We start from the raw sequence: 18,675 nt of genomic DNA, 5'->3' as shown, positions 1-18,675 counted from the left end.
GCTCCTCTTCGGCCTTCGATTGTGCGGTTTCGTATGCGACACGCTGCTGACGGCGTCCAAATCCGCACAGTCGCGATCGGGCGACCCCGTTGTCAGCTGTCGCCATGTCCGCGCTGAGTTATCCGGGCCAGCGCCTGCCCCACCTTGACTTGGTCGCCGACGTCGACCAAGAGTTCGGCCGCCCCGTCGATCGGCGCCGTCAGTGCATGCTCCATCTTCATCGCTTCGACCGTGACCACGACCGTCCCCGCGGCCACCGGCTGTCCGGTCTCGACGCCGACGGCGACGACGGTGCCGGGCATCGGGCTGGTGAGTTCCGCGTCGCCGCTGTGCTCGTCGTCGGGCCGCACCGCCTCCTCTTGCACTTCGGCGATCTGGACGGTGCCGCCGGGGCCGGCCAACCAGATATGGCCGTCGGTGGTGGCGACCACGTACTCGCTGCGTACCCCGTCGAGCGTGACGGTCAGGTGCCGACCCGCCAAAGTAGCTGCCAGCGAACGGGTTTCGCCGTCCTCGACCCGAGCGGTGGCATGCTGTGGACGCCCGGTGAGGTGGACGTGATTGGTGCGTGCGCCGGTGTGCAGCCGGATGCTGGTGGGTGCTGTGTCGCCGACGCGCCACCCCGACGGCTGAGTCCACAGGTCATCGGTTGCGCTGCCCCACGAGGTGAGCCAGCGGTATGCGGCCGCGGCGATCATCTGGTCGTCCGACGGTGCGGCCGCGGCGAAGTCGCCGACCCGTCGGTCCAGCAGCCCCGTGTCGAGCCGGCCCGCGACCACGTCGGGATCGCTCAGCATGAACCGGAGGAACTCGACGTTGGTGACCACGCCGAGCACAGAGGTGTTGCCCAGCGCACGGTCGAGCAGCCGCAACGCAGCGGCCCTGTCAGCGCTGTAGGCAATCACTTTGGCCAGCATGGGGTCGTAGTCGCTGCCGATCTCCATGCCTGCGACCAGGCCGGAGTCCACCCGCACGCCCGGCATTTGGGGTTCGACGACGTCGAGCACCGGCCCGCCCGTCGGAAGGAACCCGCGCGCCGGGTCTTCGGCGTACACGCGCGCCTCGATCGCATGCCCTTGCAGCGTGATGTCGTCTTGGGTGACGGAAAGCTTCTCCCCCGCGGCGATGCGGACCTGCCACTCGACGAGATCGGTGCCGGTGACCATTTCGGTCACCGGGTGCTCGACTTGCAGGCGTGTGTTCATCTCCAGGAAGAAGAACTCGTCCGGGCGGTCGGCGGAGACGATGAATTCCACTGTGCCAGCCCCGGTGTAGTCCACGCTGCGGGCGGTGTCGCATGCGGCGGCGCCGATCCGGGCCCGGGTGGCGTCGTCGAGCAGGGCCGACGGCGCTTCTTCGATCACCTTCTGGTGACGACGCTGCAAGCTGCATTCGCGCTCGCCGAAGTGCACGACGTTGCCGTACTGGTCCGCGAGGACCTGGACCTCGATGTGTCTGGGCGACAGCACATATCGCTCGAGGAACAAGGTGTCGTCGCCGAACGCGGCGGCCGATTCCCGGCGTGCAGAGACCAGTGCGGCCGGAAGGTCGTCGGGATTGCGCACCACGCGCATGCCCTTGCCGCCGCCGCCGGCCGAAGGCTTGACCAGCACGGGAAATCCGATGTCCGCGGCGGCGGCGATCAGGTCATCGTCGGTCAGGCCCGGCCGCGCGACCCCGGGCACCACCGGCACCCCGAACTCCGACACCGTCGCCTTCGCGGCGATCTTGTCGCCCATCGTCTTGATCGCCGACGTGGGCGGCCCGATGAACGCGATGCCCGCCGCGTCGAGCGCCGCAGCGAAATCCGCATTCTCGGAAAGGAAGCCGTAACCCGGGTGGACCGCCTGCGCGTCGGTGCGGCGTGCGGCGGTTACGACGGCGTCGATGTCGAGGTAGCTCTCGCGAGCGGGTGCCGGTCCGATCCGCACGGCGACGTCGGCTTCGGCAACGTGACGCGCGTGGGCGTCGGCGTCGCTGTACACCGCCACTGAGCGGATGCCCATCTTGCGCAGTGTGCGGATGACTCGTACCGCGATCTCGCCGCGGTTGGCCACCAGTACCGTGTCGAAGCTCATGGTCACATCCGAAACACGCCGTAGGAGACCGACTCGACCGGCGCTTGACCGACCACTGAAAGCGCCAGGCCCAGAACGGTTCTGGTGTCGGCCGGGTTGATCACGCCGTCGTCCCACAGCCGAGCGGTGGAATAGTACGGATTTCCTTGCTCTTCGTACTGCTGGCGAATCGGCGCCTTGAACGCCTCTTGCTCCTCCTCGGACCACGGCGTACCGGCCGCTTCCAGGGCGTCGGCGCGGACCGTGGCGAGCACCGATGCGGCTTGCTCGCCGCCCATCACCGAGATGCGCGCGTTGGGCCACATCCACAGGAACCGCGGCGAGTAGGCCCGGCCACACATCGAATAGTTGCCTGCCCCATAGGAACCGCCGATCACCACGGTCAGCTTGGGCACCCGCGCGCATGCCACCGCGGTGACCATCTTGGCGCCGTGCTTGGCGATGCCGCCGGCCTCGTAGTCGCGACCCACCATGAACCCGGAGATGTTCTGCAGAAACAGCAACGGCACCATGCGCTTGTCGCACAATTCGATGAAATGCGCTCCCTTCAAAGCGGATTCGCTGAACAGCACGCCATTGTTCGCGATGACACCGACCGGATGGCCGTGTATCCGTGCGAAGCCGGTGACCAGCGTGGTGCCGTATTCCGCCTTGAACTCCGCGAATTCGCCGCCGTCGACGATGCGAGTGACGACGTCGTGGACGTCATAGGGCACTCGTGAGTCGATCGGCACGACGTCGTAGAGCTCGGTCTGGTCGGCGATCGGGTCGACGGTCGGCGCGACGTCCCACAGGTGGGGCTGTCGCGGGCCCAGCGTCGACACGATCCGTCGCACGATGCGTAGCGCGTCGCGGTCGTCGTGCGCGAGATGGTCGGTGACGCCGGAGGTCTTGGAGTGCAGGTCGCCGCCGCCGAGATCTTCAGCGGTCACCACTTCCCCGGTCGCTGCCTTCACCAGCGGCGGGCCGCCAAGAAAAATCGTGCCTTGATTGCGGACGATCACCGCCTCGTCGCTCATCGCCGGCACGTAGGCACCGCCCGCGGTGCACGAGCCGAGCACGGCCGCGATCTGTGGAATGCCTTCGGCGCTCATGGTCGCCTGGTTGTAGAAGATCCGGCCGAAATGCTCCCGGTCCGGGAACACCTCGTCTTGCCGGGGCAAAAACGCGCCGCCGGAGTCGACCAGATAAATGCACGGCAGCCGGTTCTGCCGCGCGACTTCCTGTGCGCGCAGGTGCTTTTTGACCGTGATCGGGTAGTAGGTGCCGCCTTTGACGGTCGCGTCGTTGGCGACGATGACGCATTCGCGGCCCGACACTCGGCCGATTCCGGTGATGATGCCGGCACCCGGGGATTCGTCGTCGTACATGCCGTCTGCGGCCAGCGGTGACAGCTCCAAAAACGGGCTTCCGGGGTCGAGCAGACCGTCGACACGCTCGCGCGGCAAGAGCTTGCCGCGGCTGACGTGGCGCTGACGTGCGCGTTCGGGGCCGCCGAGTGCCGCCGCGGCCAGCTTCTCGCGCAGTTGAGCGACCAGCGCGAGATGCTCGTCGCGGTAGGAAGCTCGAGGTGCCACGTCTGCGTCCCTGACAGTGAGTTAATGATGACTAACCGGGCATATGTTAGTTACGATTAACTGAAATGTCTACCGCCGCCCCCGCCGAGTCGCGCCGCAGCCGGTTGAAGTTCGACCGGCGCAGCAAGCTGCTGGGCGCCGCTGAGCGCTTGATCGCCGAACGCGGCTTTCTTGCCGTGCGGTTGGAGGACATCGGGGCCGCGGCGGGCGTGAGTGGGCCGGCGATCTATCGCCACTTCCCGAACAAGGAAGCGCTGTTGGTGGAGCTTCTGGTCGGCGTCAGCACCCCACTGCTGGCCGGGGCCCGTGCGGTGGTGTCCGAGGCGCCGGACGTCGACGCGGCGCTCGACGGGCTGATCGACTTCCACCTCGACTTCGCGCTGGACGAGCGGAATCTCATCCGGATACAGGATCGAGATCTGGCGCATCTGCCCGAACCGGCCAAGCGTCAGGTGCGCAAAGCGCAGCGGCAGTACGTCGAAATCTGGGTCGACGTGTTGCGGGAACGCAACGGAGTAGACGAAGCCGATGCGCGGCTGATGGCGCACGCCGCGTTCGGCCTGCTGAATTCGACACCGCACAGCCTCAAAGGGTTCGGCACCAAGGACGTGGCTTCCCGCTCACGTGGCGTCTTGCGGACGATGACGGTGGCCGCGTTGGACGGCCACCGGGATTAAGACGCGATCCGTTCGCCGAGAGTGACGTTTTGCAGGCCTGCAGTCGAACTTTCCCTGTAAAACGTCACTCTCGGTAATCACCTAGACACACGGATTGGCGTCCGCTGCAACGATATCGGTGCGTGACGTCGCAATCGCCAACGAGACCTGTGACCGCCCCATCCGGAGCGGCCACAGATTCGATGGCTGAAAGCTAGTACCAGTAGCGGCGGCCGCCGACGGGACGGCCGACAGAGCCGAGGATCCAGAGGACAGCACCGATCACGATCAGGATGATGCCGATCACCCATAGGAACTGCAAACCGAACACCCAGCCAAGGATCGCTAGGATTACCCCGAGCACAATCATGACGCGACTCCAATCGTTGAGTTGACGGGATGCGGGCTGAACAACACGCCGCTGCTGGAGGGCTGCGGCACCCGAACGTTCTCGCATGTGACCTTCGGATTGACCCCGAAGTAGTTGAGGGGCCCAGCCACGACAGTCAACGCGACCCGCGCCGCCGTCGCGCAGTTGGTTTCACCCTGCTTGAAGTAGCCCCGCTGAAATGCTGCGATCGCTCCGATGATCAACCAGATCACGACGATCGTTCCGATAATTCCGGTGCCTCGCATTGTCGCGCCTCCATCCGCCCGGAGTCAGGTTCAATGCGGTTACCCAACCGTGAAATCCACTAAACCGCGCCCCGCGGGAAAGTGGTTTCACGACGCCGCGCGAGCCGCCGAAAACGCATGGGTGAGCCAGTCGTGGATGGCGGCGCCCATCACGTTGCGGTTTTCCCGCTTGTCGATGCCGTGACCGTCGTCCTCGAACTTCACGAACTTGACTGGCCGGCCTCGTTCCCGCAGCGCCTCTACGATCTGCTCAGATTCGCTCACTGGCACGTTGGTGTCGTGGGCGCCGTGCACGACCAGCAGCGGTGCGGTCAACGCGTCGACGCGGCGAAGCGGTGAGAGTTGTTCGAGCAGTTCCCGATCACGCACCGGGTGCCCGTATTTCGGGTAGGCGGCCGCCGCGATCCACGGTTCGGTGTTGCGGTAGAAGGTCAACAGGTCACTCATGCCGCAGATGCTGATGCCGGCGGCGAACAGCTCCGGATGAAATGTCAACGCGGCCAACGTGAGATAGCCGCCGTACGACCACCCCGCGCATGCGATGCGGGCGGGGTCGGCGAACTCGTTGTCGACCAGGAACCGGACGCATTCGGCGACGTCGTCGATCGCGGCGAACCGGCCGGCCTTGTCGTCGGCGTGCATGAAGGTGCGGCCGAATCCGCCCGAGCCGCGGACATTCGGTGTGAACACCGTGATTCCGCTGTTCAGTAGGCGCGGGAAAAACTCGTCGTACCCGGGTCTTGACTGCCCTTCCGGCCCGCCGTGCAGATACACCAGTGCGCCCATCGCCGGCGCGCCCGCCGGTGGCCGGTACAGCCAGCCGGTGAACTTCATGCCGTCGCGGCCGGTGAGGGTTTCCAGCGTGGGTCCGACGGAGAATCCGCTCACGACGGGGCCACGGCTGGGTTCGCGGTCGATCCGTTGCCATTCCCGCGATCGCGGGTCGACGAGTTCGACGGTGCGCGGCATCGACGGACCCTCGACGGTCACCGCTACCATCGACCCGCCGGCGCTGATCGACAACTGCTGAGCCACCGGGGCCGGCAGCGGGATGGGTTCGTGCAGCGTGTTGTCGGTGTACTCCAGGATCTGTAACTCGCTGCGCCCCTGCAGGTTCCACAGCAGGGCAACGGTGCTGAGGTCGTCGCTGACCACGAACTCGTCGAGGTCGCAGTCCGGCCGTTCGGCCACCACGTAGTACGAGACGCCGTCCGCGGTCGCGATCACCTCGAGCAGTCGGGCGTGGTCGCAGCCATTGTCGCTGCGGACGAGGGCGCGGATGTATCCCTGAGAGCTGTTGACACCGTAGGTCTTGGCCGGGTAGTAGAGGCGCATCTCCTCTCCCGTTGGGCCACAACGGATTCGGCGCGGGTGCTTATCGTCGAGGATGTAGCCGACATCCGTGGTGGAACCCGGGTCCGAAGGCAGCAGCGCGTGCTCGGTCAGGCCGTGCAGCAGGATCAGCTCTTGATAGCCGCGCGGACCGACCCGCACCAGCGCCGCGCCGGCCCAGGCGTCCACAAGCCGACCGCCCGAACGACGGTCGAGCACAACGCGGTCCCCGCCGGCCGGGTCGAGCAGACACGACTCGCCGACGCCATCCTCACCCATCAGCATCGCCGCGACCCGCCGACCGTCCCAACCGACGAGTTCCGCCATTCCGGCGTCCTCGTGGTCTATGCGACGGGCCATCCGGTCGTCCGGATCGGTGGTGACCACCCAGATCTGCGAGCGTTCACTACCTTCCGGCGCCACCTGACATGCCAGCCAGTGGCCGTCGGGCGAATGCATGACCCGCTCGACGGGACCCTCTACCGGCAACACCACGTCACGCGACGAGCTCGCCCGCCAACCGCTCAGGAAGCGTTGCACCGCACGGGGATAGCCAACGTCGTCGACGATGTGCGCGAATGCGGTGGCGTCAGGAGACAATGACGCGCCATAGTTCTGGCGCACAGTGCCGCCCACCGACATCAACCCTCCATGCTCTGCAGCCACATCTCCAGGACAGCCAGTTGCCACAGCGAATTGGCGCCGAGCGTGGTGCGCCCGTCATTCGGTGAGTTCAGCAGTCTCTCGACGGTTTCTCGCCGGTACAGACCTCGCGAGCGTGCGGCATCGTTGGTCAGCGCCTCACGCACGAGGTCGTAGACCTCACCTTCGATATGACGGATCCCGGGCACTGGGAAGTAACCCTTGGTGCGGTCGATCACCTCGGCCGGCAACAGTGACCGCGACGCGTCCTTCAACACGCCCTTGCCACCCGACTCGAGCTTGAGTTCCGGCGGGCACGTGGCGGCCAACTCGACGAAATCGTGGTCCAGGAACGGCACCCGGGCTTCCAGACCCCAGGCCATCGTCATCGTGTCGACGCGCTTGACCGGGTCGTCCACCAACATCACTTCCGTGTCCAGCCGCAGCGCGGCGTCGACAGCCGTGTCAGCACCGGGCGCCGATTGGTGTGCTGCGACGAATTCGCGGCTGACGTCGGTGTCGACGCAGTACTCCGGGGCGAGAATCGACATCACCTCACCGTGGTCGCGGTCGAAGAACACCTTCGCGTAGACATCAGTCACTTGATCGCGGGGAATATCGGCCAGCGGCGGATACCAGTCGTAGCCGGCCAGGATTTCGTCGGCACCCTGTCCGGATTGCACCACCTTGATCGACTTGCTGACTTCTTCGGACAGCAGGTAGAACGCGACGCAGTCGTGGCTGACCATCGGTTCGCTCATCGCCGCAATGGTTTTCGGCAATGCCGGCAACAGTCGTGAGTTGTCGATGTGGATCTTGTGGTGGTTCGTGTCGAAGGCCTTGGCCACCATGTCCGAGTAGTAATACTCGTCACCGGACTGGCCACCCGCCGGATCGAAACCGATGCTGAACGTGGCCAGGCCGTGCTGGCCTTGTTCGGCGAGCAGCGCGACGACCACCGACGAGTCGATGCCCCCGGACAGCAGCACGCCGACGGGCACGTCGGCCACCATGCGGCGCGAGACCGCGACGCGCAGCGCGTCGATCAACGCCTCCTGCCAGTCCTGCTTCGACCATCCAGCACGGTCGGGGTCGCGGCGGAATTCCGGCGACCAGTACACGGTGTCGCGGTAGCTGCCGTCGGGCTGGATCACCCGCACGGTGGCCGGCGGCAGCTTGCGCACGCCACGGTAGATCGTGTGCGGCGCCGGGACGACGGCGTGAAAACTCATGTAGTGGTGCAGCGCAACGCGATCCAGGTCGGTGTCCACACCACCGGCGTCGAGCAGCGCGCGCACGGACGACGCAAACCGAAGCTTGCCGGGCGTCTCGGACAGGTAGAGCGGCTTGATGCCGAGCCGGTCGCGACCCAGGGTCACCACGCCGCTGGCGCGGTCGGCGATCGCAAATGCGAACATGCCCTTGAACCGCTCGACGCATTGCGTTCCCCATTTGTGGAACGCCTTGATGATGACCTCGCTGTCCGCGGTCGAGAAGAACCGGTAGCCCGCGGCCTGCAGCTCTGCGCGCAGCTCCTTGTAGTTGTAGATACAGCCGTTGAACACGAGTGTCAGCCCGAGTTCGCTGTCGACCATCGGCTGGGCTCCGCATGCGGTCAAGTCGATGATCGACAGCCGCCGGTGCCCGAACGCCACCGGTCCGTGCGCCACGAGCCCGTCGTCGTCAGGGCCACGGGCGACCATGGCAGCGGTCATCCGCGACACCGCCGCGACATCGGCCGATTGCCCGTCGAACCGGATCTCTCCGCAAATACCGCACATGCTGGCAGACCATACGCCTGTGAGCCTTGCCCCGGCGCGCCAGCGCGTTGCGCAGGTACCCTCGCAGCCATGAGGTGGATATGACCGATTTGCCGCGGCCGGGATCGCCTTCGGATCCCTCCAGCCCGAATCAGGGCTATTCCGATCCGGCCTATGCCGGCAACATGCCGCCGGCCTACTCCCCGATCCCCGCCTCCGGCCATCCCGGCTCGACCGAGCCGCTGCCTCAGTACTGGACACAGACGTATCCACAGACGGGCGCGCCGACGCCTGCCAGCGAGCCGCCGCCCGAACCGCCTCGCGGTCCGCGGCCCTGGCTGTGGGCGACAGCTGGTTTCGCGCTGGCCGTCGTCATCGGGCTGGTGATCTGGATGCTGTTCGTCACCACGAACCCTTCCCGCCAAGAGACGTCGATTCCGGCGATGCCGTCGAGCACCACCACCCGCACGCCCACGCCCACGACGTCGGAGCGGTCGATGCCGTCGATCTTCCCGATTCCTCTTCCCACGCTGTCGGTTCCGAACCCGACAACTAGCCCCAACACCTCAGGTGAGACTGAGCCGGTGGTCTACGAGGTGACCGGCCAGGGCCGAGCGATCAACATCACGTACATCGACGAAGGCGGCTTGATGCAGACCGAGTTCAATGTGCTGCTGCCTTGGCACAAGGAAGTGAATCTGCCTAAGCCAGCGCAGAATTCGGCGAGCGTGACGGTGATCAACTCCGGTCGCAATGTCACCTGCAAGATCAGCATCGGCGGCGTGCAGGTGCAGCAGCGCACCGGAGCGCTGCTGACGGTGTGCAGCCCGTCGGGCTAACGGGCCGGCGTACGGACCGCCAGCATCGCCGAGAATCCGACGGCCAGCACCACCAGCAGCCCGCCTATCCCGGCGCGGTCGGTGCCGAACGCGTCGACGAATGTGAAGAACATCCATGGTGCGACGAACGCGACGGCTCGGCCCGTCGTGGTGTAGAGCCCGAACGCCACGCCTTCCTTGCCGGGGGCAGTCATCCGCAATAACAGGGTTCGCGCCGACGCCTGCGTGGGGCCGATGAACAAGCACAGCAGCAGGCCGCACACCCAGAAGGCGGTCGCGCCCGACAGCGACATCAGCACAAGACCGGAGACGATCATCGCCGACAGTGAACCGAGGATGACCGTCTTGGATCCGATCCGGTCGTCGAGCAGACCGCCGATTACCGCCCCGACGGCGGCCACCACGCTGGCCGTCACCCCGAACAGCAACACGTCGGCCCGAGAGATGCCGTATACCGCGACGCCCAGCACCGCACCGAATGTGAACACACCGCTGAGTCCATCCCGGAACAGGGCACTGGCCAGCAGGTAGTACACCACGTTGCGGTCGCGTCGCCATTCCGCGACAACGTCGGACCACAACGCGCGGTAGGCGCCGAACACGCCGGTTCGCGACGGACGGGCGGCGTCGACGTCGACGGGCGGCGGGGGCGCGATCAGTACAGGCAGCGCGAAGAGCGCCAGCCACGCCGCGGCCAGCAGCATGGCCGCGCGGACGTTCAAGCCGTCGGCGGTCGTGACGTGCAGCAAGCCCCGGGTGGGCCCGTCGCCGGCGATGAATGCGCCGTACACCAGCAACAGCAGTACGACACTGCCCACATACCCTGCAGCCCAACCGAATCCGGAGATCCGGCCGGAGGTCTGCGGGGTGGCGAGCTGGCGCAGCATCGCGTTGTACGGGACGCTGGCCAGGTCGCTGGCGGCCGCTGTCAGCCCAAGCAGGGCCAGACCGGCCCACAGATATCCGGGATCGTCGCGGATGAGGCTCATCGCCGACGTGAGCAGCACCACCGTCGCGGTCAGCGCGCCCAGCACGCGTCGCCGCCGCTGCGGCACATCCACCCACACGCCGATCGCCGGAGCGAGCAACGCGACCGCCAGGCCCGCGACAGTGAGCGCCCGGCCGAGCCAACTGGCCGGCGTGGTGCCGCCGGGCATGCCCGCGCCGACGGCGTCAGTGAGGTAGACGGAGAAGACGAACGTGACGACGATCGCGTTCAGCCCCGTCGACCCACAGTCCCACAACGCCCAGGCCAGCACGCGCGAGCGGGGAGCGGCCATGGTCGCCGAGCCTATCGAGCCGCTTGCGCGAAGAGCTGAACCTATCTGTCTACGATCGTCGGCATGCCAGTACCCGCACCCAGTCCCGACGCGCGCGCCGTCGTCACCGGAGCGTCCCAGAACATCGGCGCAGCGCTGGCCACCGAACTGGCGGCCCGCGGCCACCACCTGATCGTCACTGCCCGACGCGGAGACGTGCTGAACGCCCTAGCGGAAAGGCTCACCGACCGCTACGGCGTCACCGTCGAGGTGCGGCCGGTGGACCTCGCCGATCCGACTGAGCGCACCAAGCTGGCCGACGAGCTGGCGTCGCGCAACATCTCGATTTTGTGCGCCAACGCAGGGACGGCGACGTTCGGCCCGGTGGCGTCGTTGGACCCGGCGGGCGAGAAGGCACAGGTACAGCTCAATGTGCTTGGCGTGCACGACCTTACGCTCGCGGTGCTGCCGGGCATGGTTTCGCGTCGGGCGGGCGGCATCCTGATTTCCGGTTCGGCAGCGGGCAATTCGCCGATCCCGAACAATGCCACTTATGCGGCGACCAAAGCATTCGTGAACACGTTCAGCGAATCGCTGCGGGGCGAGCTGAAGAAGACCGGCGTGCATGTCACGCTGCTGGCGCCCGGACCCGTGCGCACCGCGACGCCGGACGAACAGGAGGCGTCGCTGGTGGACAAGCTGGTGCCCGAATTTCTCTGGATCTCAACCGAACACACTGCGAAGCTGTCGCTGGACGGCCTGGTGCGCAACAAAATGCGCGTGGTGCCCGGTGTCACGTCGAAGGCGATGTCGGTGGCCAGCGGCTACGCGCCACGGGCGATCGTGGCCCCGATCGTCGGCGCGTTCTACAAACGCCTAGGCGGCGGCTAGTTCTGCGCCGAAACGGAATTCCGCGAGGCGGCTTCTCGATGTTCGCCGCGCCAGTTACCGCCTCGAGCGCTCAACGCCGGCGCCGGCTGCCCGTCCCCAGAATGCTGCGCGTGATCTCGCGGCCGAGCACGGTGCCGGCTGACCGCATGGCGCTCTTGAACGCCGGGCTCTCGAACATCTTCTCGAAGAATCCCGGCTCGGCGGCATTTCGCGCTGTAGCGGTGCCGGAAACGGTCGCCTCGCCGGACTGTTCAGCCGGCGGCGCCAACCGCGCGTTGAGCCGCTCATAGGCGGACTCCCGGTCGATAGTCTCGCCATACACCGCTTGCAGCGGACTCGATTTGGCGGCGACGGCGATAGCGTCGGGGCCGACGGCATCCATCAGCGAACGCGGCGAGCGCATCCGCGTCCACGCCACCGGCGTCGGCGCGCCGCTCTCCGATAGCACGGTGACTATCGCCTCACCGATGCCCAGGGACGTCAGCGCCGACTCGAGGTCGTACGCCTTGGTTTTCGGGAAGGTGCGGACCGTCTTGGCAAGCGCCTTCTGGTCGTCCGGGGTGAACGCGCGAATCGCGTGCTGGATGCGGGCCCCCAGTTGCGAGAGCACGTCGTTGGGCACGTCGGTGGGCAGCTGGGTGCAGAAGAAGACGCCGACACCTTTGGACCGGATCAGCTTGACGGTCTGTTCCACCTGCTCGAGGAACGCCTTCGAGGCGTCGGTGAAAAGCAGATGAGCCTCGTCGAAGAAGAACACGAGCTTGGGCTTGTCCAGGTCCCCGACCTCGGGAAGGAAGGTGAACAAATCGGCCAGGACCCACATCAGAAACGTCGAGAACAGCACCGGCCTGGTCGCTTGGCTGCCCAGTTCGAGCAGTGTGATGACGCCGCGGCCCTGCGAATCCAGCCGGAACAGATCCTTGGCCTCCAACTCGGGCTCACCGAAGAACGTGTCGGCGCCTTCGGCTTCGAGGTTCACCAGCGCGCGCAGAATCACACCGGCAGTGGTCGGTGATACCGCGCCGAGCGCCTTGAGCTCGGGTTTGCCTTCGTCGCTGGACAAGTACGTGATGACGGAGCGCAGATCTTTCAGGTCGAGAAGTGACAGGCCCTTCTGGTCTGCCCAGTGGAAGATCAGGCCGAGAGTCGACTCCTGAGTCTGGTTGAGCCCCAGCACCTTTGACAGCAAGATCGGGCCGAAGCTGGAAATGGTCGCGCGCACCGGCACGCCGACGCCGCCCGTGCCCAGGGACAGAAACTCGACAGGAAATGCGGCAGGAGCCCAGTCGTCACCGGTGTCCTTGGCGCGGGCAGTGACCTTGTCCGTGGCCAAACCGGGCCGTGACAGCCCCGACAGGTCGCCCTTGATGTCGGCCATCGTGACCGGCACGCCCGCCGCCGACAGCTGCTCGGCCATCACCTGCAGCGACTTCGTCTTACCGGTGCCGGTCGCGCCGGCCACAAGGCCGTGGCGGTTAACCGTGGCCAGCGGAATGCGAATCCGGGCGCCGGGATCGACTACGCCGTCGACCACCACCGTGCCCAGCTCCAGCGCTTGGCCCTTTCCTGCGTACCCGGCGGCGATCTGCTGGGCGGGCGATAGCGACGGTTCTGTGCTCATCGGACCTGACACTACTGCCAACGAGCAGCCATGACGGCTTACTGTTGAGCGCTGTGCGTGACGAATTGGTGTGGATCGACTGCGAGATGACCGGCCTCGACCTTCGAAAGGACCGGCTCATCGAGATCGCCGCGCTGGTCACCGACGGTGAGTTGAACGTGCTGGGCGAAGGGGTGGACGTGGTGATCCACGCCGACGACGACGCGCTGTCCGGGATGCTCGACGTGGTCGTCGAGATGCACACCCGCTCGGGGCTGGTCGAGGAGGTGCGAGCGTCGACGGTCGACGTGGCGCAGGCCGAGGCGATGGTGCTCGACTACGTCAAAGCCTTTGTGCCACAAGCTAAGACAGCGCCGTTGGCGGGCAACTCGATTGCCACCGACCGCGGATTCATCGCCCGCGACATGCCTGCCCTCGACGACTACCTGCACTACCGGATGATCGACGTGAGCTCGATCAAGGAACTGTGCCGGCGGTGGTATCCCCGCATCTATTACGGCCAGCCGGAGAAGGGGTTGGCGCACCGCGCCGTCGCCGACATCCACGAGTCGATCCGCGAGCTGAAGTACTACCGGCGCACCGCGTTCGTGCCCCCACCAGGGCCGTCGACCAGCGAAATCGAGGCGATCGCGATGGAGATCAACGGATGCGCCGGCCCGTCGAGGGATCTGGATTCGGCTCCGGAGGCCACAAGCGGTTAATATCGCGTTCGCCGCCCGCGCGTGCAGGCGGCGATGGTGAGTGTAGTTCAGCTGGTAGAGCACCAGGTTGTGGTCCTGGAAGTCGCGGGTTCGAGTCCCGTCACTCACCCCGAAGTCAGGGCTCGTTTTTGGCAGCGGCGCCGCGACGCTATGTGTTGGCGTTGCCGGCCTTCCACTGCTCCCACGGGATGTTCCAGTCCCCCAGCCCGTCGGTGCCCGGCAAGGTGGCCCCGACCGTGTTGACGATCTGGACGATGTCGCCGCGTTTGGTGTTGTTGTAGAACCAGATCGCATTGCTGGGGCTGACGTTCAGGCAACCGTGGCTCGTGTTGGTGTTGCCCTGCGCCCCCACCGACCATGGCGCGGAGTGCACGAAGATGCCGCTGTAAGAGATCTGGGTCGCCCAGTCGACGTCGGTGCGGTATCCGTTGGGCGAGTTGACCGGAACGCCGTAGGTCGACGAGTCCATGATGATGTGCTTGAACCGGTCGCCGACGATGTAGATGCCGTTGTTGGTCGGCGTGCTGTTCTTGCCCATCGAGGTGGGTATGGTCTTGATCACTTCGCCATTGCGACGCACCGTGATGGTCTTCGTATTGTCGTCGGCGGTAGCGATCACCTCGTCACCGATGGTGAAGTGCGTCTTGACGTCGTCCTGGCCGAACAGGCCGTTGCCCATGTCGACGCCGTAGATGTCGACTGCCACGTCCACTTGGGTGCCGGGCTTCCAGAATTTCTCGGGGCGCCAACGCAATTCCCGATTGTTCAGCCAGTAGAACGCCCCCTCGACCGGAGGGTTCGTCGTGATCTTGATCGCACGCTGCGCGGCCAGCCGGTTCGGGATGTTCTCGTCGAAGCGAATTGCCACCGGCTGCCCGACGCCCACCACCTCGCCGTCGTTCGGCAAGACATACGCCGACGTCAGGTTCTCGGGCGAGTGAGTGCGAAACGTCATGCGCTGACGGGAGATGCCGCTGAGCCCGAGTGCCTCTGCAGTCAGCGTGTACTGCTTGTTGTAGCCCAGCGGTTCGCTGGTCGACCACGTGAGCCCGTCAGGACTCAGCTTCCCCTCCACCGGGGTGCCGTCGGACTTCGAGAGGCTCACCGCCCCCAGCACACCGTCTTCGGCGGTGACCGTCACCGGCTGATCCACCGCGACACCGACCGCCCCGTCTTTGACAGATGCCTGCAGTTTGGGCACCAGAAGATCGGCGTATGGAGTGCCTTTGTCGGTGATCACCTTCGGCGCGTCGGGCGCGGAGTTGCTGCCGCAGCCGCTGAGGCCAAAGGCCAGTGCCGAGACCAGGGTGAGAGCGATCAACCAGGACCGATGCCGACGCCCACGCGTCGCTGAACGGACCTGCAACATACGTCGTTCCACCTCACAGCCACGGCTAATTCGTTACCGTTCTTTGGCAATAGTCTAAGGGCAACCTGGGCGTGCAGCGTGCCATCGACGGGTAACGCCGTTCCGTTGGCAGGTGCCTGCTTTGGCTCGCGCTGCGTTAGCCTGTTATCGTCGCCAGTCGACGCGCCGTTAGCTCAGTTGGTAGAGCAGCTGACTCTTAATCAGCGGGTCCGGGGTTCGAAACCCTGACGGCGCACCGTTGCTTTGTATTTGCCTGCGCGCCAACATCCTTGGTGCCGCTTTTTGTGACGCTCACAACACGGCTGGCTCGTCGTTAGACCGTTATGCCAGTTCAGCCAGCAAATCTCAAATCGCCACGGCCCGTTCCTCGGCAATTTCTGATTGTTTGCTTGTGGTTCGCCGGTCCCGAGGGTAGGTTTGCGAACATCATTAGCAGAATCGACACGTTCAGACGGCAAATAGCCGTTGCACGTAGGGAACCGGGGTCTTTGTAGATGTCAGGGAGCCAGCCGGAGGGTTCGGGGCCAGTGGGTTCCGGCGGCACCTCAGCCATTGCTGAGCAATCGCGTAGCAAGTACACACAGCTACCTACTACCGTCCACACCTGCAACAGGCTCGGGCGCGTGGGCACCATGCGCGTCCGTGCGCTTGGATTCGTCGGGTGGTGGCGGCGGCGCACCAGCGCCTAGCCGTCGCGCTGCTGTCAGCCGTTGCGCACTCGGCGGATCGCCAACACCACAGTGAGCGCTCCGACGCCGATCAATGTGTACGTCACGGGCGGTTTCTTCAGGAACGTGACGGTGGCGATTTTGAGGTCGTTGACCAACCGGCGCGGATGGGCCCGTTCGGTCAGCGTGTCGACGGTGGCAGCCAACTGGTCGCGGGCACGGTCGATGTCGGCTTTGATGGCCTCAGGGTCACGGTCCGCCACGATGTCCTCCGCCTGTGAAGGGTTGCTGCCTGCCGCACTACCCTAGATCAGCCGAGGTGCGAACCAGCGCACTGGTGTGGGACGAAGGGATAATCCAGCAGATGAGCGCGACGACGCGGCTCGAGGTGGGAGACAAAGCCCCCGACTTCAGCCTTGAAGACGCCGACGGCAACACCGTGTCGCTGGCGGATTACCGCGGCCGCAAGTTGATCGTCTACTTCTACCCGGCAGCGTCGACTCCTGGCTGTACCAAACAGGCGTGCGATTTCCGCGACAACCTGCACGAGCTGAACAAAGCCGGACTGGACGTCGTCGGTATCTCGCCGGACAAGCAAGCCAAGCTGGCCAAGTTCCGCGACGCCGAAGGGCTGACCTTTCCACTTCTGTCGGATCCCGATCGCGAAGTGTTGACGAAGTGGGGCGCCTACGGCGAGAAGAAGATGTACGGCAAGACGGTGCAAGGTGTCATCCGGTCGACGTTCGTCGTCGACGAACAGGGCAAGATCGCGTTGGCTCAGTACAACGTCAAGGCGACCGGGCACGTCGACAAGCTGCGACGCGACCTGAACGTCTAACCGAGCTTCTCCAGCAACAGCGCCTCCGCGACCGCGGCACGTTCCAGTACACCGAGATGTAGGCTCTCGTCGACGCTATGCGCTTGTGTGTCAGGATCTTCCACGCCGGTGACCAGGATCTTCGCATCGGGAAAGGCCTCGGCGAACGCGGCGATGAACGGGATCGATCCACCGATCCCCATGTCGACGGCCTCGGTGCCCCAAGCTTCCAGGAACGCCGACCGGGCCGCGTCGTAGACCGGTCCGGTGGCCTCGACCGCGTAGGGCTGACCGAGATCTCCTTGTGTGACAGTCATTTTCGCGCCCCACGGCACGTGCTCCTGCAGATGGCGGATGAGCGCGTCGAGGTGGGCTTTCGGGTCGCCGCCGGGCGCCACGCGAAGGCTGATCTTTGCGCGAGCGCTGGGGATCAGTGTGTTCGACGACCGTGCGATCGGTGTGGTGTCGATGCCGATCACAGTGAGCGCCGGCTTGGCCCAAAGCCGTTGCGGCACAGTGCCGCTGCCGATCTCCCGAACGCCGTCGAGCAGGCCGGTCTCCTGGCGCACCCGCTCGGGTGGGTAGTCGAGTTCCGCGGCAGTACCTTCATGCAGGCCGGCGACGGCCACGTTTCCCTCGTCGTCGTGCAGGCTCGCCAGCAGCCGCGTCAGCACCATCAGCGCGTCGGGCACCACGCCGCCCCACATGCCGGAATGCAGACCATGGTCGAGAGTCGCCACCTCGACCACGCAGTCCACCAGTCCGCGCAGCGACACCGTCAGCGACGGCACGTCGACGCTCCAATTCATCGAATCCGCAAGCACAATCACGTCGGCAGCCAGCTTGTCGCGGTGTGCGTCGAGCAGCCGATGCAGCGACGGTGACCCAGACTCCTCTTCGCCTTCGACGAACACTGTGACGCCGACCGGCGGCTTACCCTGGTGCGCCCGGAACGCCGCCAAATGCGTTGCAATCCCCGCTTTGTCGTCGGCGGTGCCGCGGCCGTATAGTCTGCCGCCGCGTTCTGCCGGCTCGAACGGCGGCGATGCCCACTGGTCCGGGTCGCCCTCGGGCTGCACGTCATGGTGGGCGTAGAGCAGCACCGTCGGCGCGCCGGGCGGGGCGGGGTGGCGGGCGATGACGGCAGGGGCGCCACCTTCGGCGACGATCTCGACGTCGTCGAAACCGGCCGCTGTCAACAGGTCGGCGACCGCTTGCGCACTGCGCTGCACTTCTGTGCGGCGTCCCGGGTCGGCCCATACCGACTCGATGCGCACCAGGTCCTCGAGATCGCGGCGAACCGAGGGCAGGACATCGCGGACGCGCTCGACAAGATCGCTCATGGCTCCCGAGGCTAGCCGCGCGAGCAGACGCTGAATCGCATAATCCTCGGTCGCCAGATGCGAGTTAGCGTCTGCTCGCGCGGTCAGGCGGGGGCCTCGAGGACCGCGACGGCGGCGGCGGTGTCGCCCTCGTGGCACAGCGACACGTGGATGGTGACGTCAGCGAGATGCTCGGCGATCGCGCCGGACAGCCGCACCTTCGGCCGTCCCCACATGTCGGTGACCACCTCGATATCGCGGTGGATCCCCTCCGGCAGCACCGGCCGCTGCGCGAACCGTGACCCCGACCACGCTTTGATCACCGCCTCCTTGGCGGCCCAGCGCGCAGCCAGATGGCGTGCTGCCGACGAGCTCTTGTCGGCGGCGTCGCGGCGCTCCCCCGGCGTGAACGTCTCCGCGAACACCGTTCCCGGCTGGTCGACCTGCTCCGCGAAATCGGGGATGAAGACCAGGTCGATCCCCAACCCCACTATCGCCATAGAGGCA

At 65.9% G+C, this 18,675-nt stretch carries 17 protein-coding genes and 2 tRNA genes; 7 read left to right on the top strand and 12 right to left on the bottom strand.

The window, feature by feature from the left end:
• Positions 1-92: 92 nt before the first annotated feature.
• The gene (locus AC5Y39_RS03615) at positions 93-2,078 is read right to left on the bottom strand and encodes an acetyl/propionyl/methylcrotonyl-CoA carboxylase subunit alpha (RefSeq protein ID WP_500015153.1); all 1,986 of its coding nucleotides are present in this window, start codon (positions 2,076-2,078) and stop codon (positions 93-95) included.
• A 2-nt stretch (positions 2,079-2,080) separates the two neighbouring features.
• On the bottom strand, positions 2,081-3,655 hold the full coding sequence (locus AC5Y39_RS03610) for a carboxyl transferase domain-containing protein (protein WP_500015155.1): 1,575 nt from the start codon (positions 3,653-3,655) through the stop codon (positions 2,081-2,083).
• A gap of 65 nt (positions 3,656-3,720) precedes the next feature.
• Here AC5Y39_RS03610 and AC5Y39_RS03605 point away from each other — a divergent pair, with 65 nt between their 5' ends.
• Positions 3,721-4,332, top strand: a complete 612-nt coding sequence (locus AC5Y39_RS03605; RefSeq protein ID WP_500015157.1) for an SACE_7040 family transcriptional regulator — start codon at positions 3,721-3,723, stop codon at positions 4,330-4,332.
• A gap of 193 nt (positions 4,333-4,525) precedes the next feature.
• On the opposite strand, the gene AC5Y39_RS03600 is transcribed toward AC5Y39_RS03605, so the two are convergent.
• The 4 genes from AC5Y39_RS03600 to AC5Y39_RS03585 all read right to left on the bottom strand — a co-directional run bounded on the left by AC5Y39_RS03600 (position 4,526) and on the right by AC5Y39_RS03585 (position 8,702).
• The gene (locus AC5Y39_RS03600; protein ID WP_499908832.1) at positions 4,526-4,681 is read right to left on the bottom strand and encodes a DUF6131 family protein; all 156 of its coding nucleotides are present in this window, start codon (positions 4,679-4,681) and stop codon (positions 4,526-4,528) included.
• On the bottom strand, positions 4,678-4,947 hold the full coding sequence (locus tag AC5Y39_RS03595) for a hypothetical protein (RefSeq protein ID WP_499908834.1): 270 nt from the start codon (positions 4,945-4,947) through the stop codon (positions 4,678-4,680). The genes AC5Y39_RS03600 and AC5Y39_RS03595 overlap by 4 nt, the downstream gene beginning before the upstream one ends.
• 87 nt (positions 4,948-5,034) lie before the next feature.
• Complete coding sequence (locus AC5Y39_RS03590; RefSeq protein WP_500015595.1) at positions 5,035-6,921, bottom strand: S9 family peptidase; 1,887 nt, start codon at positions 6,919-6,921, stop codon at positions 5,035-5,037.
• Entirely contained in the window at positions 6,921-8,702 is a 1,782-nt protein-coding gene (locus AC5Y39_RS03585) for an N-acetylglutaminylglutamine amidotransferase (protein WP_500015159.1), read from the bottom strand. The genes AC5Y39_RS03590 and AC5Y39_RS03585 overlap by 1 nt, the downstream gene beginning before the upstream one ends.
• An 80-nt stretch (positions 8,703-8,782) precedes the next feature.
• Between AC5Y39_RS03585 and AC5Y39_RS03580 the strand changes: the two genes are divergently transcribed.
• Positions 8,783-9,520: an MmpS family transport accessory protein gene (locus tag AC5Y39_RS03580; protein WP_500015161.1), complete on the top strand. Its 738-nt coding sequence runs from the start codon at positions 8,783-8,785 to the stop codon at positions 9,518-9,520.
• Here AC5Y39_RS03580 and AC5Y39_RS03575 read toward each other — a convergent pair.
• On the bottom strand, positions 9,517-10,800 hold the full coding sequence (locus AC5Y39_RS03575; protein WP_500015163.1) for an MFS transporter: 1,284 nt from the start codon (positions 10,798-10,800) through the stop codon (positions 9,517-9,519). The genes AC5Y39_RS03580 and AC5Y39_RS03575 overlap by 4 nt on opposite strands.
• Before the next feature lie 63 nt (positions 10,801-10,863).
• Here AC5Y39_RS03575 and cmrA point away from each other — a divergent pair, with 63 nt between their 5' ends.
• Positions 10,864-11,670, top strand: a complete 807-nt coding sequence (gene cmrA / locus AC5Y39_RS03570; RefSeq protein WP_500015165.1) for a mycolate reductase — start codon at positions 10,864-10,866, stop codon at positions 11,668-11,670.
• Positions 11,671-11,740: 70 nt separating this feature from the next.
• Here the strand turns inward: cmrA and AC5Y39_RS03565 are convergent, their stop codons facing one another.
• On the bottom strand, positions 11,741-13,291 hold the full coding sequence (locus AC5Y39_RS03565) for a helicase HerA-like domain-containing protein (protein ID WP_500015167.1): 1,551 nt from the start codon (positions 13,289-13,291) through the stop codon (positions 11,741-11,743).
• Positions 13,292-13,344: 53 nt separating this feature from the next.
• On the opposite strand from AC5Y39_RS03565, the gene orn reads away from it, so the two are divergent.
• Both orn and AC5Y39_RS03555 read left to right on the top strand, forming a co-directional pair.
• On the top strand, positions 13,345-13,992 hold the full coding sequence (orn, locus tag AC5Y39_RS03560) for an oligoribonuclease (protein WP_500015169.1): 648 nt from the start codon (positions 13,345-13,347) through the stop codon (positions 13,990-13,992).
• A 36-nt stretch (positions 13,993-14,028) separates the two neighbouring features.
• Positions 14,029-14,101 (top strand) — tRNA-His (locus AC5Y39_RS03555).
• A 39-nt stretch (positions 14,102-14,140) separates the two neighbouring features.
• Here AC5Y39_RS03555 and AC5Y39_RS03550 read toward each other — a convergent pair.
• Positions 14,141-15,361 (bottom strand): L,D-transpeptidase, encoded by a 1,221-nt coding sequence (locus AC5Y39_RS03550; RefSeq protein ID WP_500015171.1) that lies wholly within the window; start codon positions 15,359-15,361, stop codon positions 14,141-14,143.
• A gap of 162 nt (positions 15,362-15,523) precedes the next feature.
• Here AC5Y39_RS03550 and AC5Y39_RS03545 point away from each other — a divergent pair.
• Positions 15,524-15,596, top strand: a tRNA-Lys gene (locus tag AC5Y39_RS03545).
• 468 nt (positions 15,597-16,064) lie between these two features.
• Here the strand turns inward: AC5Y39_RS03545 and AC5Y39_RS03540 are convergent.
• Positions 16,065-16,292, bottom strand: coding sequence for a DUF3618 domain-containing protein (locus AC5Y39_RS03540; protein ID WP_500015173.1), 228 nt, complete (start codon positions 16,290-16,292; stop codon positions 16,065-16,067).
• A 101-nt stretch (positions 16,293-16,393) separates the two neighbouring features.
• On the opposite strand from AC5Y39_RS03540, the gene bcp reads away from it, so the two are divergent.
• Positions 16,394-16,867, top strand: a complete 474-nt coding sequence (bcp, locus tag AC5Y39_RS03535; RefSeq protein WP_500015175.1) for a thioredoxin-dependent thiol peroxidase — start codon at positions 16,394-16,396, stop codon at positions 16,865-16,867.
• Here bcp and AC5Y39_RS03530 read toward each other — a convergent pair.
• Both AC5Y39_RS03530 and acpS read right to left on the bottom strand, forming a co-directional pair.
• Entirely contained in the window at positions 16,864-18,189 is a 1,326-nt protein-coding gene (locus tag AC5Y39_RS03530) for a dipeptidase (RefSeq protein WP_500015177.1), read from the bottom strand. The genes bcp and AC5Y39_RS03530 overlap by 4 nt on opposite strands.
• 83 nt (positions 18,190-18,272) lie before the next feature.
• Positions 18,273-18,668, bottom strand: a complete 396-nt coding sequence (gene acpS / locus AC5Y39_RS03525) for a holo-ACP synthase AcpS (RefSeq protein WP_499908860.1) — start codon at positions 18,666-18,668, stop codon at positions 18,273-18,275.
• Positions 18,669-18,675 lie beyond the last annotated feature (7 nt).

It is taken from the genome of Mycobacterium sp. NGS39, assembly GCF_059812765.1.
This window is presented reverse-complemented; position numbering and strand designations above follow the sequence as displayed.

Bases quoted from the DNA above. Each gene is read 5' to 3' on its own strand.
- acpS (WP_499908860.1), bottom strand. From the start codon at position 18,668: ATGGCGATAGTGGGGTTGGGGATCGACCTGGTCTTCATCCCCGATTTC.
- AC5Y39_RS03615 (WP_500015153.1), bottom strand. From the start codon at position 2,078: ATGAGCTTCGACACGGTACTGGTGGCCAACCGCGGCGAGATCGCGGTA.
- AC5Y39_RS03595 (WP_499908834.1), bottom strand. From the start codon at position 4,947: ATGCGAGGCACCGGAATTATCGGAACGATCGTCGTGATCTGGTTGATC.
- AC5Y39_RS03530 (WP_500015177.1), bottom strand. From the start codon at position 18,189: ATGAGCGATCTTGTCGAGCGCGTCCGCGATGTCCTGCCCTCGGTTCGC.
- AC5Y39_RS03585 (WP_500015159.1), bottom strand. From the start codon at position 8,702: ATGTGCGGTATTTGCGGAGAGATCCGGTTCGACGGGCAATCGGCCGAT.
- AC5Y39_RS03605 (WP_500015157.1), top strand. From the start codon at position 3,721: ATGTCTACCGCCGCCCCCGCCGAGTCGCGCCGCAGCCGGTTGAAGTTC.
- AC5Y39_RS03590 (WP_500015595.1), bottom strand. From the start codon at position 6,921: ATGTCGGTGGGCGGCACTGTGCGCCAGAACTATGGCGCGTCATTGTCT.
- AC5Y39_RS03550 (WP_500015171.1), bottom strand. From the start codon at position 15,361: ATGTTGCAGGTCCGTTCAGCGACGCGTGGGCGTCGGCATCGGTCCTGG.
- AC5Y39_RS03565 (WP_500015167.1), bottom strand. From the start codon at position 13,291: ATGAGCACAGAACCGTCGCTATCGCCCGCCCAGCAGATCGCCGCCGGG.
- cmrA (WP_500015165.1), top strand. From the start codon at position 10,864: ATGCCAGTACCCGCACCCAGTCCCGACGCGCGCGCCGTCGTCACCGGA.
- AC5Y39_RS03575 (WP_500015163.1), bottom strand. From the start codon at position 10,800: ATGGCCGCTCCCCGCTCGCGCGTGCTGGCCTGGGCGTTGTGGGACTGT.
- AC5Y39_RS03600 (WP_499908832.1), bottom strand. From the start codon at position 4,681: ATGATTGTGCTCGGGGTAATCCTAGCGATCCTTGGCTGGGTGTTCGGT.
- bcp (WP_500015175.1), top strand. From the start codon at position 16,394: ATGAGCGCGACGACGCGGCTCGAGGTGGGAGACAAAGCCCCCGACTTC.
- AC5Y39_RS03580 (WP_500015161.1), top strand. From the start codon at position 8,783: ATGACCGATTTGCCGCGGCCGGGATCGCCTTCGGATCCCTCCAGCCCG.